This is a genomic window from Rathayibacter sp. AY1C7, assembly GCF_002931865.1.
Classification (GTDB): domain Bacteria; phylum Actinomycetota; class Actinomycetes; order Actinomycetales; family Microbacteriaceae; genus Rathayibacter.
The window spans coordinates 33,453-45,830 of the sequence record NZ_PSWB01000019.1; the positions used below are offsets into that span (position 1 = coordinate 33,453).

Below are 12,378 nucleotides of genomic sequence, written 5' to 3' on the forward strand. Positions count from 1 at the left end.
CCTAGGGTGGTTCGCATGTCCCGCACCCCCCTCGGTCTCCGCGTCCCCTCCCGGGCGCGCCGGCGCCTCGTCGCCGCCGGAGCGGGCACGGTCCTCGTCCTGTGCGCCGCCCTCGCCGCCCCGCTCTCCGCGTCCGCCGCCTACGACCCGTCCGACTACCCCTCGTGGTCCGATGTCGAGGCCGCGAAGTCGAGCGAGAGCGCCACCGCCGCCGAGGTCGACCGCATCACCGCCTTCCTCGCCGACCTGCGCGACCAGGCCGCCGCCCTCACCGACGCCGCCATCAGCCGGGCCGCCGAGGCGGACGCCGCGCAGAGCGCTCTCGACGAGGCGACCCAGCGCGTGAGCGCCCTGGAGGAGCGCGCCTCCGCCGCCCGCTCGGACGCCGACGCAGCGAAGGAGCAGGCCGGCCGTCTCGCCGCGCAGCTCTACCGCAACGGCGGGACCGATGCGACGCTCAACCTCCTCATCGGCGGCGACGAGTCGAGCGAGCTGCTCTACCGCCTCGGCACCATGACGCAGCTCACCCAGCAGACCAGCCGGCTCCAGACCGCGGCGCAGTCGACCGAGAACCAGGCCGTCTCCCTCGCCGCGCAGGCCGAGCAGGCCCGGGGCGAGCGCGTCTCCCTCGCCACCGCCGCGGCCGACGCGCTCTCGGCCGCCCGCTCCGCGCAGGCCGAGGCCGACGCCAAGGTCGCCGACCAGGAGAAGTACAGCCAGGAGCTCTACACCCAGCTCGCCTCGCTCAAGAACACCACCGCCGAGATCGAGCGGGAGTACGCCGACGGCCAGGACGCGAAGTCGGCCTTCGAGGAGCAGCAGCGCCTCTCCCGCCTCGCCGCCGAGGCCGAGGCCGCCCGCCAGCGCGCCGCGTCGGCTCCCGCCGCGGCCGCTGCTCCGGCAGCGCCCTCCAACAGCGGAGGTGGCGGAGGCGGCCCGGTCGAACTCGGCGACGACGACCCGACCGGCGCGCGCAACAGCTCCGCCAAGACCATCGCCGCCCTCGGCACCTACGCCGGACGCACGGACGGCCTCTCCCCCGCGCAGGCCCAGGCCTATGCCCGGACCGCCGTCGGCCGCTTCGGCTGGGGCGCCGACCAGGTCGACCGGTGCCTCATCCCGCTGTGGAACGGCGAGTCGGGGTGGCGCTGGAACGCGCTGAACCGCTCCTCCGGCGCCTACGGCATCCCGCAGGCCCTCCCGGCGAGCAAGATGGCCAACTCGGGAGCCGACTACCAGACGAACGCGGCGACGCAGGTCGACTGGGGGCTCTCGTACATCAAGAGCGCCTACGGCTCGCCCTGCAACGCGTGGTCGAGCTGGAACAACCGCTCGCCGCACTGGTACTGATCCCGCGTCTCACTTCGCCTGGTCGTAGGAGTCGACGACGGCGACGGTGACCGGGAAGTCGACCTCGCCCTCTCCGAAGAGCGAGCGTCCGGCGCGCACCGCCGCCTCGCGGACGATCGCGGCGACCCGCTCGCCGACGTCGGCGGGAGCGTGCAGGATCACCTCGTCGTGCAGGAAGTAGACGAGGTGCGCCCGGCCGACCGCGCCGCCCTCGGCGCGCAGTCGCGCCCGCAGCTCGCCCATCCAGCAGAGCGCCCACTCGGCCGCGGTCCCCTGCACCACGAAGTTGCGGGTGAAGCGTCCCCACTCGCGTGCCCGGGCCGCATCGGCCGAGAGCCCCTCGGGGCCCGGAGGCGAGCTGCGCCCGAGCCACGTCGAGACGCTCTCGCCGCGCTCGCCCGCTCGAGCCGCCGCCTCGACGTGCGCGACCGAGCGCGGGTAGGCACGGGCGAGCCTCGGGAGCAGCCGCCCGGCCTCGCCGCTCGTCGCCCCGTACATCGCCCCCAGCATCGCGACCTTCGCCCTCGGCCGGTCGGGGACCACGCCGGCGTCGACGATGCCCTGGTAGAGGTCGCGGCCCCGCCCGGCGGCGGCCATGGCCGAGTCGCCCGACAGCGCGGCGAGGATGCGCGGCTCGAGCTGCGCGGCATCCGCGACCACGAGGCTCCAGCCCGGATCCGCGGTGACCGCGGCGCGGATCTGCCGCGGCAGCTGCAGCGCCCCTCCGCCCGAGGTCGCCCAGCGGCCGGTGACGACGCCGCCCACCACGTACTCCGGCCGGAACCGGCCGTCGCGCACCCACGCGTCGAGCCACGCCCAGCCGTTGGCGGTGAGCAGCCGGGAGAGCTTCTTGTACTCCAGGAGGGGCGGCACCGCGGGGTGCTCGAGGGACTGCAGCTCCCAGGAGCGCGTCGACTCGACCGGCAGCCCCGCGCGCCGCAGCGCCTTGAGGAGCTCGGCCGGCGAGTCGGGATTGAGCTCGGGCGCGCCGAGCTCGTCGCGCAGACGGACGGCCAGCGCCTCCAGCAGGGCCGGGCGGCCGCCGAAGAGCGGGCGGGGGCCGAGCATCCCGGTGAGCACCCGGTCGTGCACATCGGCGCGCCACGGCAGCCCCGCGTGGGCGATCTCGCGAGCGATCAGGGCGCCGACGGACTCGGCGGCGAGCAGCAGGCGGAGCCGGCCGGCCTCGGCGACGCCGGAGAGCGCCTCCTCCTGCCGGGCCAGCTCGAGGACGGGGTCGAGCTCGTCGGAGCCGCCCGCCGCCTCCTCGAACCCGATCAGCGTGTCCTGCGCGGCGGGGGCCGCGGCTCCCGCGTCCCACGGGTCGAGGGGCGAGCGCGCGAGAGCCGATGCGGCGGCGGAGACCGAGCGGCGGAGGATCGCGCGGGCCAGCCGGAGGTCGTGGCACCGGGCGACGACCACGCCGGCCGACAGCAGTGCGGGGTACCAGCGCGCGGTGTCGTCCCAGACCCAGCGCGGGCGCTCCGGCTCCCGCTCCCGGACGAACGCCGCCAGCTCGGCCGGGCCCCTGCCGCTCCCGGCCTCGGCGCCGCCGACGGGGTCGACCGCCCGCCACGCCCCCGTGGGGCCGCCGACGAGTGCGAGGAGCATCGGGCCATTCTCCCCCGTGGCGGACACGGAGGCCGCCGTCGCGGGGACGGCCGGGCCCCCTCTCGCTGAAGGAGTCACGGCGACGGCCGCGAGGGCGGGTAGCCGGGGAAGGGCTTCTCCTGCGCCGTCGGCGGCTGATGGGCCCACAGGGCGGCCGCGATGGTGTCCATCGAGCGGGAGTAGCCCACGAGCGTCCGCCTCTCCGGCTCCGCCGCCCAGGTCACCGCGCGGAACCAGGTCTCGCGGTACGGGCCGGTCTCGATGCGGCGCACCAGGCCGATCCGGCCGGTGCGCAGGGCGTCGACCATCACCCACTCGTCCTGCCCGCTGCTGCGCAGCATCTGGAGCGGACTCCACTCGATCATCGCGCCTCCCACCGGTCGATCCGCGGCCGTGGCGAGCACGAGCGCCGCGGCGTACACTCGCAGACTATCGAACACATGTTCGAACGGCCAACCGGGTCCGGCGAGTGAACGGGAGCACGACGATGGCGGTGATCGACGAGACGGCGCTGGTCTCGACCGACGGCGAGGGAGTGCCGATCGCGCTCGAGTGGCGGGGCGGGAGCTACCGGGTGACCGACCGGCCGACGGTGTGGACCTGCACGAGCGAGTGGTGGGCGCCCCTCGAGGGGTTCCCGCCGACGTTCGGGCGCACACCGGTGAGCATCGGCGGCTGGCGCTTCCAGGCGACAGACGTCGCGACCGGCGGAGCGTTCGTGCTCGACGTGGTCGCGTCGACGGAGCCGCAGTGGAGCGTGGTGCGGATCTACGAGTAGTGCCGGCGCGAGGCCGGTCGGGCGGCTACTTGTCGGCCGACCAGGGCGCCCGCGTCATGGCGATGAGAGCCGCGACTCCGGAGACGAGGCCGACACCGGCGATGGCGGACACGACGAGCCAGAGAACGAGTTCCATGCCACCAGTCTATCGAGCCCCGGAGCGGATCCTCTCCTCCCCGCTTCCATCCCCCGGCTATGGAATAGCCTGGGCAGAGTGACCGACGCCCCCACCCGCGCGAGTGTCGGACTGCGCTCGGAGCGCGGCCCGATCCTGCTGTCCCTGATGATCTCGACCGCTCTGGTCGCCCTCGACGCCACGATCCTCTCGACGGCCGTGCCGTCCATCGTCGCCGACCTGGGGGGCTTCGAGCAGTTCCCCTGGCTGTTCTCGATCTACCTGCTGGCCCAGGCCGTCTCGGTCCCCCTCTACGGCAAGCTCGCCGACGTGATCGGGCGCAAGCCCATCATGCTGATCGGCATCGCCCTGTTCCTGGTCGGCTCGCTCCTGTGCGGCCTCGCCTGGAGCATGCCCGCGCTGATCGCGTTCCGAGCCCTGCAGGGCCTGGGGGCCGGAGCGATCCAGCCGATGGGCATCACCATCGCCGGCGACATCTACACGGTCGCCGAGCGTGCGAAGACCCAGGGCTACCTCGCGAGCGTCTGGGGCATCTCCTCGGTCGTCGGGCCGATCCTCGGCGGCGTGCTCTCGGACCTGGGCGCCTGGCGCGGCATCTTCCTCGTCAACATCCCCCTGTGCCTCCTGGCGGCGTTCCTCCTGATCCGCAGCTTCCGCGAGACCACGCGGCGCGAGAAGCAGCGGATCGACGTGGCGGGCGCCTCCGTGCTCGCCGTGGGCACCGCGCTGCTCATCCTCGGGCTGCTCGAGGGCGGCAGCGCCTGGCCGTGGCTCTCCCCCGCCGGAGTCGGCGTGTTCGTCGTCTCGGCCCTCGCGTTCGCCGGCTTCGTCGCGATCGAGCGGCGCGCGGCCGCCCCGGTGCTCCCCCTCTGGGTCCTCACGCGGCGCGTGCTGATCTCGACCAGCCTGGTCTCGGTGACCGTCGGCGCGATCACGCTCGGCGTCACCTCGTACTTCCCGACCTTCGCGCAGGGCGTGCTCGGCAGCTCCGCCCTCGGCGCGGGCTTCGCCGTCGCGGCGATGACGCTCGGCTGGCCGGTCGCGGCGAGCCTGTCGGGCCGGCTCTACCTGCGCATCGGCTTCCGCAACACGGGCTTCCTCGGAGCGGGGCTCGTCGTGATCGGCACGGCGCTGACCGTCCTGCTCGGCTCCTCCTCGACGCTGTGGGAGATCGCCGGCTTCTGCGTGCTGATCGGCGCCGGCATGGGGCTCGTGGCGACTCCGACGCTGATCCGGGCGCAGTCGAGCGTCGACTGGAACGAGCGCGGAGTGGTCTCCTCGACCAACTTCTTCGCCCGCAACATCGGCAGCGCCGTCGCCGTGGCCGTGTTCGGCGCGATCGTGAACGCGAAGGCGGGCGGCGGCGTCCCCGCACCGGCGGACCTCGCCGAGGGCACCCGCTTCGTCTGCATCGCGCTCACGGTCCTCGCCGTGGGCATGCTCGCCGCGGTCTGGGCGATGCCGAAGGAGGGGCGCACCGCGCCCGGAGAGGATCGGGCGGCGGAGGCCGAGCCCGACGCGGCCCGGCCGGACGCGGCCCAGCCCTAGCCGTCAGGCGGCGCCGCCGGTTCTCGTCGTCAGCCGGAGCGGCGCGCCGCGGCCGTCGCTCGCAGTCGGTCGCGGTGGGTGCGGCGCACCCGGTGCGTCCAGCGCTGCAGGGACGACCCCATCCCGGGGTGCCGCGCCAGCGTGTGGAGAGCGCGGTCGAACCGGCGGAGCATGTCCGCGAAGGCGCCGAAGGGGCGGGCCGAGATGCCGACCTCGAGGTGGCGGTCGAGCACGATCCGGTGCCGGAGTCCCAGGTGCACGCTGATCTCGACGTCGTCGTGCACGTAGGCGTCGTGCCGGTGCATCTCCTCCGCGATCTCCTCCCACGCCGACCGGCGGACGGCGCAGTTGGAGCCGAAGAGCGGCCAGTTGGCCAGCGCCGACCCCATCAGCACGAAGTAGGCGTCCATGTAGGCGACCCGCGCGATCACCCGGGCGATCGGGCCGAGCTCGTCGAAGCGTCCGGGACCGGTCACCGCTCCGACCTCGGGGTCGGCGAAGTGGCTGGCCAGGCGCGCCAGCCAGTCGGGTCCCGGGCGGGAGTCGGCGTCGAGCCGTGCGAGGACGTCGCCGTGCGCCTCGTCGAAGCCGTGCGCCGTGCTCGCCGGGATCCCGGCTCCGTCGTGCCGCACCACCCGCGCGCCCGCCGCTCGCGCGACGGCGGCGCTGTCGTCGGTGCTCCCGTCGTCGACGACGACGATCTCGAACGGAGCGAGCGTCTGCTCGCGGAGGAGCTCGAGCAGCTGCTCGAGGTGGCGGGCGTCGTCCTTCACGGGGACGACGACCGAGATGCGCCGGTGATCCATCCGCCCAGTCAACGCGATCGGGGCGCTCAGCGGGGACACCGCCACGCGGCTCGCGCGAGCCCGGACCTGTCAACCGGCTCCCGAGCGCGCCGGATCCGCTGATGGGATCGACCCGTGTCCGCCGGATCGGCGGCCCGATCGAGACAGGAGACGACATGACCCAGGGACCTCGAGACTTCCGGCCCACCCGTGCACTGGTGACCGCCTCGGACTCCGGCATCGGCCGGGCGACCGCGGTGGCACTGGCCGAGGCGGGCATGGACGTCGGCATCACCTGGCACAGCGACGAGGAGGGCGCGCAGGGCACGGCGGAGGAGGTGCACTCCCTCGGTCGGCGCGCCGAGATCGCGCGCCTCGACACGACGGATCTGGAGGGCGCGGGCGACGTGATCGACGACCTCGCGGATCGACTGGGCGGGCTCGACGTCGCCGTCAGCAATGCGGGCGGAGGCGGAGGCGAGCCCTTCCTCGAGCAGAGCCTCGACAGCTGGCGCTCGACCGTCGCCCTGAACTTCGACGGAGCGTTCGTCTGCCTCCAGCGCGCCGCGCGGCGCATGGCGGCCCAGGGCACGGGCGGCAGGATCATCGCGGTCACCAGCGTCCACGAGCACCAGCCGCGGGTCGGCTCCGTCGCCTACACCGCCGCCAAGCACGGGCTGGGCGGCCTGCTGAAGGTCGCCGCACTCGAGCTCGGCTCCCTCGGCATCACCGTCAACGCCGTCGCCCCCGGAGAGATCGCCACGCCGATGAACGACGCCGAAAACGTGGACCCCGTCACGATCGACCGCCCCGGCATCCCCCTCGGCCGCCCCGGCGACGCCCGCGAGATCGCGGCGGTGGTCGCCTTCCTGGCCTCTCCCGCCGCCTCCTCCATCACCGGATCCTCGTACGTCGTGGACGGCGGGATGCTGCAGATGGGGCCGCAGGCCGGCTCCCACCTCCGGCAGGACGACTGGCGCGAGGCCTGAGCCGCCGACCACGGCGCCCGCCCGCCGGGTACTCTCGAAGAGGTGCTCCGGCGGGCGGGGCGCCTGCTCCGGGATGTAGGTGACGCACGTGTGGTTCCGGCGTCGACGCAGGTTCAAGATGGAGCCGTACGACCCCGATGAGAACCCGTCGCGCGAGCCCGCCTCCGTCGAGGAGGCCGCCGAGGAGGGCCTGATGCTCGCGCAGTACGCGAGCCGGATGGCCGTGAAGAACCGTGTGCTGATGGACGGCCTCGGTGCTGACGTCCCCTTCGACTCGGGCCGCTACTCCGTCGTCGCCGCGGAGGAGCTCGAGAAGCTGGCGCGCGAGTCCGAGGCAGCCGCTGAGCGCCTGCGCGGCATCGCCGCCGACGTGACCTCGGTGGGCGGCCGCTCCGACCACGTGCACGACTACCGCTCGGCCGACGTCGACAACCTCGACCACCGCGAGCGGCTCTCGCTCCTGGTCGCCGACTCCCTCCACAGGCGGGCGCAGGACGAGGAGTACCTCGCGACGCTCGTCGACGACGCCCGTCAGGACGCGTGGCGCGAGCTCGCGCAGTCGATCGAGGAGACCCTCGACCGCACCTCGCGGATCGACCCGGACGACGAGGAGTACCGCCGCGACCGCTCGGTGCGGATGGCGCTCGTGGTCGTCGACGACCTGGTCAAGCTGGCGGAGGAGCGCGGCGTCAGTCTCGAGGACTGACGGGCTCGTCGGGGGACGCCGGGACCGGGCTCAGGCCCAGCCGGCGCGGAACGACTCGGTCGCCTCGGCGGAGCGCTCCCGGACCGACTCCAGCAGCTCCTCCATGGTGGAGCTGCGGAGGAACGCGAGGCGGTCGAGCTCGGTGACCGGTGCGACGCCGGCGAGCTGCCAGGCGTGCGCGGCCGGATCCTCGGCGAGCTCGACGACCGCGCCGTAGCGCTGCTCGACGAACTCGCTCGCGACCGCCAGTGCCGTGCGGACCGCCGACTCCGCCGCAGCCAGCGCGGGGGCGTGCTTCTCGTCCCACTCCAGATCGGGCAGCAGGCGGACCTCGGCGCGCGGGTACGGGTCGTCCTCGTACCAGCGGACGACCTCGAAGCGCTCCTCGCCCACGGAGTCGAGCGTGACGAACGACTCCGCCCCGTCGATGTTCAGGATGCGCGCGCGGGCGCCGACCGCGAACCGCTGGTCGCCGCCGCCCACCTCCTGGCCGCGCTCGATGAGCACGACGCCGAACGCGAGGGTCTCGTCCTCGAGGACGTCGCCGAGCATCCGCAGGTACCGCGGCTCGAACAGCCGGAGCGGGAGCGGCATGTGCGGCAGGAGCACGGAGCCGAGCGGGAACATCGGAAGATCAGGCACGGGTTCAGGCAATCACGTCGAGCGGAGACCGGCCAGTACGGGCGCGGCGCGTCGGGACGTGCTAGCGCATCGAGCCACCGTGTCGTCCGCTCGCGGATGCTCGCCACGCCCCGGACGATCTCCGACGGCCCGGACTCACCCGCGAGGCTCCCACTCAGACTGGGAGCATGGATCTCGCTGACCTCCGCGCCGTCGTCCGCGCGGACCTGGCCGCCAAGGGCCACGCCTCCGACCGGCTCACCGTCCTCGTCCTCCGACTCGGGCAGTACTCGAGCTCTCGGAGGACCCGGCTCCCCCTCCACCTCGTCTACCGCCTCGTCGATCTCGTCTGGACCCGCATGATCGTCGGAGCCGAGCTGCCGCCGACCGCTCAGGTCGGGCCAGGCCTGCGGCTCCCCCACTGGGGCCGCGGCGTGATCCTGCACCCGCGCACGGTCATCGGGAGGAACGCGTTCATCTACCACGGCGTCACCATCGGCGAGTCGAAGGGTCGGACGCCCGTGATCGGCGACGACGTCTACATCGGCGCCCGCGCGACGATCGTCGGGGACGTGACCGTCGGCGACCGTGTGCGGGTCGGAGCCGGCGCCGTCGTCGTCCGCGACGTCGCCTCCGACTCGTCCGCGGTCGGCGTGCCGGCGAGGACCGCGTCGGCGGCGTCCTGAGGCACGGCCCGTCGGCCTGAAGGGGCCGGACCGTCCGCTCCGACGAGAACGACATCAGGTGGAGGCCCGACCCGGCGCTGGAGAGGAGGAACCACCGCGGGTGGAGCGGAGTAGGGCGTACGGGACTTGAACCCGTGACCGACGGATTATGAGTCCGCTGCTCTGACCGGCTGAGCTAACGCCCCGCGGCGCCCGTCCGAGCGGCCGTCAGGTGGCGGCGGGTGCGGACGCTGCGTCGGAGGCCGGATCGGCCACCGGCTCCCCACGATACAGGCTCTCGAAGGTGCTGATCGTGCGGTTGATGTCGTGCGCGGCGACGATTTGGAGGGAGGCGCGCTTCATCGCCTCGAGGTCCTCCTGGTCGGCCGTGAGCACGGCGGTGAGGCGGTCGGCGAGGGCCTCGGCGCTGCCCGGCGCGAAGAGGTAGCCGTTCTCGCCGTCGTGGACGAGATGCGGGAGGGCCATCGCGTCGGCGGCGACGACGGGGAGGGCCGAGGCCATCGCCTCCATCGTCGCGATGCTCTGCAGCTCGGCGATGGACGGCATGGCGAACACGGTGGCGCGGGTGTACGCCTCCTTGAGCTCGGCGTCCGAGACGTAGCCGGTGAAGCGGACGCGGTCGGCGATGCCGAGGGTCGCGGCGAGCTGCTGGAGGTTGCGCATCTGGTCGCCGCCGCCGACGATCTCGAGCTTCGCGTCGAGCGCCGGATCGAGCAGGGCGACGGCGCGGAGCAGGACGTCGATGTGCTTCTCGCCGGTCACGCGGCCGACGAAGAGGATCGAGTCGCCGGCGCGCGCCGCGAAGTCGGGCGTGTAGTTGTCGGCGTCGATGCCGCAGGAGATGGCGTGGACGCCCCGGAGGCCCGTGTACTTCTCGAGGAACTGCGCGGCCTTGCGGGTCGGCGTGGTGACCGCCTCCGCCCGGCCGAAGGTGCGGCGCGCGGCCCGCCACGCCATCGCCACGGCCTTGGCCTGCACGGCCTTCGGCAGGAGGGTGAACTCGAGCATGTTCTCGGGCATGAAGTGGTTCGTGCCGACGATGCGGATGCCGCGCTTGGCCGCCTCGATCCCGAGGCCGCGGCCGACGATGATGTGCGACTGGAAGTGCACGACGTCGGGCTTCACCTCGTCGAGGATGCGCGCGCTGTTCTGCCGGATGCGCCACGGCATCGCGAAGCGCAGCCAGTCGTGCGGATACCAGCGCCAGCTGTAGAGCCGGTGCACGATGATCCGCTGGCCCTCGTGCGTCTCGACCCGGGTGCCGCTCCAGCCGTCGGCCGAGGGGGCGACGACGTGGACCTCGTGGCCGCGCTGCGCGAGACCGGCGGCGAGGCGCTCGGCGAACTTCGCGGCTCCGTTCACGTCGGGAGCGAAGGTGTCGCAGCCGATCACGACCGTCAGCGGTCGGGAGTCGGGCGATCCCGGTCGGGACGCGTCGCGGGGATCTGACACGGGAGGTCCTATCGGTGTCGTGCCGCTCGGGGAGAGAAGGGAGCGATCGGCGGAGGTCGGTCGGTTTCGTGGCTCTCGGCGCGGACCCATTGTAGGCAGAGGAGTCCTCACCACTCGGGATCCCGCGCCGTCAGCGCGCCTGCGGGTGGTGCTTGGCGAGGAGGAAGACGCCGTAGATGGCGACGGCACCGGCCGCGATGAAGAGCGGGATCGCCCACGGGGCCGCGTACTGCGCCTCCCCGAGCACGACGATGCCGATCGCGACGGCGACCAGCGGGTCGATGACGGTGAGGCCCGCGACGACGAGGTCCGGCGGGCCGGAGGAGTAGGCGTTCTGCACGAAGTACCCGCCGAGCGCGGTCGCGGCCAGGAGCGCCACGATGCAGACCACCGTCAGCGGGTCGAACTCGCCGTACTTGATGCGGTTGAGCACGACCTTCGCGAGAGTCGCGACGAAGCCGTAGACCACTCCGGCGCCCACGATGTAGAAGATCGCCTTCGCTCCGCGGCGGAAGACGCGGAAGGCGACGACGAAGACCGTGAGCACCACGGCGAGGATCACGAGGATCGTGATGAGCTCGGGCGTCTGGATGGACTTGTCGACCGCGTTGAACGCCGCCACGAGGACGAACGTGCCGACGCCTCCGACGCAGAGCACGATCGCCCGGATCGACGCCGCGTTCAAGCGCACCCGGCTGACCCGCGCGTTGACGACCGCGGTGATCACGAGCGCCACCGCTCCGAGCGGCTGCACCACGATGAGCGGGGAGAAGCCGAGGCTCGTCAGCTGGAAGACGATCGCGAGACCCAGGAGCAGGGTGCCGATCACCCACGAGGGGCGCGAGAGCAGCGCGACCAGCTGGCCGCCGCTGAGCCCGGAGGAGCCGGAGCGCTTCGAGAACCGCTCCACCTTCGCCACTCCCCGGTGCTGGAACTGCGCGCCGAGGGAGAGGAACACCGCGCCCACGAGAGCGATCGGGATGCCGATGAACTTCGCCGGGTCGTTGAGGAGTTCGGCGAGATCGGCGGGCATGGGGTCGACCCTACCCAGAACGCCTCCGCGAGTCCTCCGACGCACGGGTGAGGGGCTGAGCCCAGCGGATGATCCTCGCGGACCCGGTCGGCGGCCCCGCGGTACCCTGTCCCCCATGGCCGTCCTCCCCATCCGCATCGCCGGCGACCCCGTCCTCCACTCCCCCGCCGCCCCCGTCACCGAGTTCGACGATGCGCTGCGCACCCTCGTCGCCGACATGTTCGAGACGATGGACATAGCCCCCGGAGTCGGCCTCGCCGGCCCGCAGGTCGGCGTCCCGCTGCGACTGTTCGTCTACGACTACGCCGACGACGACGGCACCCCCCGCCGCGGCGTCGCGATCAACCCCGAGCTGTTCGTCACGCCGACCCCGCTCGGCGAGGCGGACGAGGACACGGAGTCGGAGGGGTGCCTCTCCTTCCCCGGCGAGCGCTTCCCGCTCCGCCGCTCCGAGCGCGCGATCCTCCGTGCGGTCGACCTCGAGCAGGAGCCGTTCGAGATCGTCGCGGACGGCTGGTTCGCCCGCGTGTTCCAGCACGAGTTCGACCACCTCGACGGCGTGCTCTACATCGACCGCCTCGAGCACGACTACCACAAGCCGGTCGCGAAGATCACCCGCAAGCGCGGCTGGGGCGGCCCCGGCGTCTCGTGGCTGCCCGGCGTGGAGCACCTCGAGGACTGAC

The 12,378-nt window shown here is 73.2% G+C and carries 13 protein-coding genes and 1 tRNA gene; 7 read left to right on the plus strand and 7 right to left on the minus strand.

All coding sequences use genetic code 11. The features are described from left to right. Nucleotides 1-15 precede the first annotated feature (15 nt). Nucleotides 16-1,350: a hypothetical protein gene (locus C5C69_RS11125; protein ID WP_104267569.1), complete on the plus strand. Its 1,335-nt coding sequence runs from the start codon at nucleotides 16-18 to the stop codon at nucleotides 1,348-1,350. A gap of 9 nt (nucleotides 1,351-1,359) precedes the next feature. On the opposite strand, the gene C5C69_RS11130 is transcribed toward C5C69_RS11125, so the two are convergent. Then, complete coding sequence (locus C5C69_RS11130; protein WP_104234194.1) at nucleotides 1,360-2,961, minus strand: bifunctional 3'-5' exonuclease/DNA polymerase; 1,602 nt, start codon at nucleotides 2,959-2,961, stop codon at nucleotides 1,360-1,362. A gap of 74 nt (nucleotides 2,962-3,035) precedes the next feature. Beyond that, the gene (locus C5C69_RS11135) at nucleotides 3,036-3,326 is read right to left on the minus strand and encodes a hypothetical protein (RefSeq protein WP_146076962.1); all 291 of its coding nucleotides are present in this window, start codon (nucleotides 3,324-3,326) and stop codon (nucleotides 3,036-3,038) included. Nucleotides 3,327-3,430: 104 nt separating this feature from the next. Between C5C69_RS11135 and C5C69_RS11140 the strand changes: the two genes are divergently transcribed. Both C5C69_RS11140 and C5C69_RS11145 read left to right on the plus strand, forming a co-directional pair. Continuing rightward, nucleotides 3,431-3,739 (plus strand): hypothetical protein, encoded by a 309-nt coding sequence (locus C5C69_RS11140; protein ID WP_146080951.1) that lies wholly within the window; start codon nucleotides 3,431-3,433, stop codon nucleotides 3,737-3,739. Between the two features lie 283 nt (nucleotides 3,740-4,022). Further along, nucleotides 4,023-5,423, plus strand: a complete 1,401-nt coding sequence (locus tag C5C69_RS11145) for an MDR family MFS transporter (protein WP_104257940.1) — start codon at nucleotides 4,023-4,025, stop codon at nucleotides 5,421-5,423. A 29-nt stretch (nucleotides 5,424-5,452) separates the two neighbouring features. Here C5C69_RS11145 and C5C69_RS11150 read toward each other — a convergent pair whose 3' ends face one another. Beyond that, nucleotides 5,453-6,229, minus strand: a complete 777-nt coding sequence (locus C5C69_RS11150) for a glycosyltransferase family 2 protein (RefSeq protein WP_104234192.1) — start codon at nucleotides 6,227-6,229, stop codon at nucleotides 5,453-5,455. 155 nt (nucleotides 6,230-6,384) lie between these two features. Here C5C69_RS11150 and C5C69_RS11155 point away from each other — a divergent pair, with 155 nt between their 5' ends. Next, a complete protein-coding gene (locus tag C5C69_RS11155; RefSeq protein WP_104234215.1) occupies nucleotides 6,385-7,197 on the plus strand; it encodes an SDR family oxidoreductase in 813 nt (270 codons plus the stop codon). 118 nt (nucleotides 7,198-7,315) lie between these two features. Beyond that, nucleotides 7,316-7,903 carry a hypothetical protein gene (locus C5C69_RS11160; RefSeq protein ID WP_104223455.1) on the plus strand — a complete coding sequence of 196 codons (588 nt, stop codon included), beginning with the start codon at nucleotides 7,316-7,318 and terminating at the stop codon, nucleotides 7,901-7,903. Nucleotides 7,904-7,933: 30 nt separating this feature from the next. Here C5C69_RS11160 and C5C69_RS11165 read toward each other — a convergent pair whose 3' ends face one another. Further along, nucleotides 7,934-8,545 carry an LON peptidase substrate-binding domain-containing protein gene (locus C5C69_RS11165; RefSeq protein WP_244229436.1) on the minus strand — a complete coding sequence of 204 codons (612 nt, stop codon included), beginning with the start codon at nucleotides 8,543-8,545 and terminating at the stop codon, nucleotides 7,934-7,936. A gap of 167 nt (nucleotides 8,546-8,712) precedes the next feature. Between C5C69_RS11165 and C5C69_RS11170 the strand changes: the two genes are divergently transcribed. Further along, nucleotides 8,713-9,210 carry a DapH/DapD/GlmU-related protein gene (locus C5C69_RS11170; protein WP_104257921.1) on the plus strand — a complete coding sequence of 166 codons (498 nt, stop codon included), beginning with the start codon at nucleotides 8,713-8,715 and terminating at the stop codon, nucleotides 9,208-9,210. A gap of 111 nt (nucleotides 9,211-9,321) precedes the next feature. Here C5C69_RS11170 and C5C69_RS11175 read toward each other — a convergent pair. The 3 genes from C5C69_RS11175 to C5C69_RS11185 form a co-directional block, all read right to left on the minus strand. After that, nucleotides 9,322-9,395: transfer RNA gene (locus C5C69_RS11175), tRNA-Ile, on the minus strand. 22 nt (nucleotides 9,396-9,417) lie between these two features. Next, entirely contained in the window at nucleotides 9,418-10,662 is a 1,245-nt protein-coding gene (locus C5C69_RS11180) for a glycosyltransferase (protein ID WP_258065199.1), read from the minus strand. A 130-nt stretch (nucleotides 10,663-10,792) separates the two neighbouring features. Continuing rightward, nucleotides 10,793-11,695: a DMT family transporter gene (locus tag C5C69_RS11185; RefSeq protein ID WP_104234188.1), complete on the minus strand. Its 903-nt coding sequence runs from the start codon at nucleotides 11,693-11,695 to the stop codon at nucleotides 10,793-10,795. 115 nt (nucleotides 11,696-11,810) lie between these two features. On the opposite strand from C5C69_RS11185, the gene def reads away from it, so the two are divergent. Continuing rightward, nucleotides 11,811-12,377 carry a peptide deformylase gene (def, locus tag C5C69_RS11190; protein WP_104234187.1) on the plus strand — a complete coding sequence of 189 codons (567 nt, stop codon included), beginning with the start codon at nucleotides 11,811-11,813 and terminating at the stop codon, nucleotides 12,375-12,377. Nucleotide 12,378: the final 1 nt, after the last annotated feature.